Source organism: Actinosynnema sp. NPDC059797 (assembly GCF_042732085.1).
Lineage (GTDB): Bacteria > Actinomycetota > Actinomycetes > Mycobacteriales > Pseudonocardiaceae > Actinosynnema.
Genome location: NZ_JBHWIE010000106.1, coordinates 1 through 3542 on the forward strand (window position 1 = coordinate 1; position 3542 = coordinate 3542).

Here is a 3542-nt window from a genome sequence, read left to right on the forward strand (position 1 = left end):
GGCACCGTGCGCTGGGTCGTCGAGCGCGGGAACTCCTGGCTGCACCAGTTTCGACGCCTGCGCATCCGCTGGGAACGCCGCGCCGACATCCACCAAGCCCTGCTCAAACTCGCCTGCGCCCTGATCTGCTACCGACGCCTCCAGTCATTCTGATAGGAGGTCTAAGGGTGTGCATGCCGATAATCTCATCCACACAGGTGGAAGGCGTATGCAGCCCAAGTGACGAAGCGCTCACGGACCACGGCTGCCAATCCGCGTGATGTCGTCCAGAACGGCGTGATGACCGGCTGTGCTGCTCCGACTGGCCTACCTCGGCGCGACCAACGCCTTCGCTCTGCTGCGCCTGCTGCCCTGACGACCAGGACAAAGACACGGAGATCCTGGTGCTACGGCACCAGAACATGGCCCTGAAACGCCAACTCGGAGACGCCCGTCCACGGTTCTCTCTCCCCCGACGACCGGGTACTCCTCGCGACACTGCTGCACCGACTCCCGGTCTGCACGCTTCGTCGGCTCCGATCTCCGCTCACGCTGGCACCGCCGCGGATCGACCGTAACGGTGTCGCGTTCGACAGATCTGTCGGCACCGCGATTAAGATCCAGTGTCGTGGATTCGGAGCTGGCGCCAGACGCACGCGGTGGCCCCCTGACGCCTGAGGCCGCTGCCGACCTGCTGTTCCAGGATCCCAAGGAGCCGATCGACTTCGTGGCCGCCGACGAGGTCGAGGCCCGGCGGGCCGTCGAGCGGTTCGCGCAGTTGTTCGCGGACGCCCCAGGCGTGTTCCGCCAAGCCCTGGACGGCGCGAAGTCCGGCGCACAGGCGTTGTCAGGCGACCGGTTCCAGGGCCTGGTCGAGATCATCCAGAACGCCGACGACGTCGGCGCCTCGCAGGTGGAGTTCCGCATCGCCGACCGCCGCCTGGTGGCCACGCACAACGGCCGGGAGGCGACCCTGTCGGACGTCCTCGCCCTCGCGACGCCCTGGTTGTCGAGCAAGGCCGACGACGCCTCGGCGACCGGGCGCTTCGGGATCGGGCTGATGACGCTGCGCGCGATCTCCGACGTGATCGAGGTCCACAGCGGCCACTACCACGTGCGCCTGGGGGAGCCGACGATCGCCGCAACCGAGGCGCCCCCGCCGTCGACCGACACCGCCTTCTGCCTCCCGCTGCGCGACGACGCGATCAATACCGACCAGCTGGTCTCCTGGCTTGACCGGTGGAACGACAGCGCCCTGCTGTTCCTCAGGCACGTTGAGCGCATCCGTGTCCTGGGGTCCGACAGTGTGCCCGTCCGCACCTTGGAACTGACGTGGTCAGACCAGGTCCCGGCCAGTTGGTCCGTGGGCGACCAGGAGCTCACCGTCCGTCGCAGGCAGGCATGGGCGGCGGACGGGCGGACTTGGCTCGTGCACTCGGTGCACGCGGCCGCGCCGCCAGGAGTCGAGCGGCACAACAAGGCGACCGATGCGACCATACCCCTTGGGTTGGCTCTCTCCTTGCACGTTGAACGCGGCGGGTTCGTCTACGCCGGACTGCCCTTGGTGCAGACCAGCGCACCTGTCCGCGTCCACGCCCAGTTCGACCCGGTCGCGAGCCGAACAGGTCTGGCAGCGACGGCGTGGAACAAAGCGCTGCTCCCCCTGATCGCCGACCTGTGGGTGGAGATCGTCGCCGACCTGTTCGCGCAACGGCCGGACACCGCCTGGACCGCCGTGCCGCTGCCCGACGAGACCGACATTGACGCGGCCGACCCGCTGATCCGTGTGCTGGAGACCTTGCTGCTCGACCGCGCCCGGACCCGGCTCGCCACCGACGTCGCACTCACGATCGATGGCACCGCCGTCCCCCTGGCCGAGTTGGCGGTCGAGGAACCGCAGCTCTCCAGCGTCCTCGAACCGTCCGAGGTCGCAAGGCTGGCTGGCACGGCTCGGGCGCTACCAGACTGGGCACGGGATTCCGATGATCGCTGGCGTCGGGTCCTCGAAGACTGGGCACATGCCGGCGCCGACCTCCCGCCACCCGTCACAATGCAGGACGCGCTTATCCTGCTGTCCGACCCGGACCGGACACCTACCGCGACCATCCGCCTCACCGCGGCGGCACTGGACGCCCGGCTCGCCGACGAACTTGCCGAACTGCCCTGTGTGGTCACGGCGACCGGTGATCGGCTAGTGCCACCCGAACCGAAGTCGCTGCGCGTATTGCTGGCAACCGGTTCACCGCTGGCCGAACAGGTTGGTATGGGAGTCCGACTGGCATCCGAGCACCTCGCCGAAGACGTGCCCGCGCGCACAGTGTTGGCGTGGCTGCGCAGGATCGAAGCCGTGCTCGACGGTGCTGCCCCGGAGCAGGTGGTGCGCAGGCTGGCCGCTGCGGGGAACGCGGGAAGGTCGTTCGAGAACGCACTCTCCGACGACCAGCTGAAGGCACTGCGGGACGCTTTCGAGCAGCTGCCGGTTGCACAGCGCCCGGTGCTCGGCGCCGGGGTCGGGAAGGCGATCCGTATCGACGCCTACTCCTACGACGTGAACGGTCACCCGATCCACCTGGCCGCCCGCCCGGTCGACGTGTACCTTTCCCGCTCGATCGACCGCGAACCGGCGAGCTTCGCGTTCGCCGCCCACCTGACCACAGGCCTGCTCTGGACAGCCGCCCGCTACGCCGAGCAGCTGCGGTCCACCCTCGGCCGAGGCACAGGCCTCGGCCCGCAGAAGTTCCTGGGCCTCCTCGGCGTGGAACGCGCCCCCCGCCTGATCCCGCACTGGGCACTCGAGCGCCGCTTCGGCAGCGACCCGAGGCTCGGCTTACCCGCCGCATGCGGACCCACCGAGCGCACCGCCGAGATGCGGCGCCAAGGGGCGACCTACACCCTGGAAGACTCGGACAGCCCCGATCTGCACGCCGTCGCGCGGAGCATCGCCAGGGAGCGCAAGGCATCCGTTCGTCGGCAGCGCGCCTCCGCGCTGCTCGCCGTCCTGGCCCGATCGTGGAGTCGGCTCCGCGAGGAGGCACAGGTCGACACCGCCGCCGACTACTACTCCTGGCAGCTCAAAGGGTCGACCCGGGCCCACTGGCTGTGGACGGCTGGCGCTATCGCCTGGCTGGACGACACGAGCGGCAAACCCAAGGCGCCGCGTGCGCTCAGGGTGAAGACGCCTGCGACCATCGCCGTCCACGGTCCGGACGCCGCCGGGTACGCACGGTCGGAAGCCGACCCCACCCGCCGTGAGGTACTGGCCGCGCTTGGTGTCGCCGGCGAGCCCAGCACGGGCGACCTCGTCGGGCGGCTGTACAAGCTGCGTGACGGCGAACCCGCCACTGACGCGCCCGAGGTCGACGCTGCGATCGTCTACCAGGCCCTGGCCGATCGGCTCGGTCGGCCCACCCCTGTCGCCGGTGACCTGACCACCGGCGGACTGCGGAGCGCGTTCGCCGAACCACCCGGGTTGGTGTTCACCAACCTGGGTTGGCGACCACCGGCCGACGTCCTGCTGGGGTCACCGGTGTTCCACAACCGCCGCGCGTTCGTACCTCAGGTGG

General features: G+C 69.5%; 2 protein-coding genes. Both read left to right on the top strand.

Going from position 1 to position 3542, the window contains the following annotated elements:
- On the top strand, positions 1-153 hold a 153-nt coding region (locus ACFV4N_RS22740; RefSeq protein WP_499674595.1), incomplete at its 5' end, for a transposase.
- A gap of 454 nt (positions 154-607) precedes the next feature.
- The coding region (locus ACFV4N_RS22745; RefSeq protein ID WP_499674581.1) for a sacsin N-terminal ATP-binding-like domain-containing protein at positions 608-3542 on the top strand (2935 nt) is incomplete at its 3' end.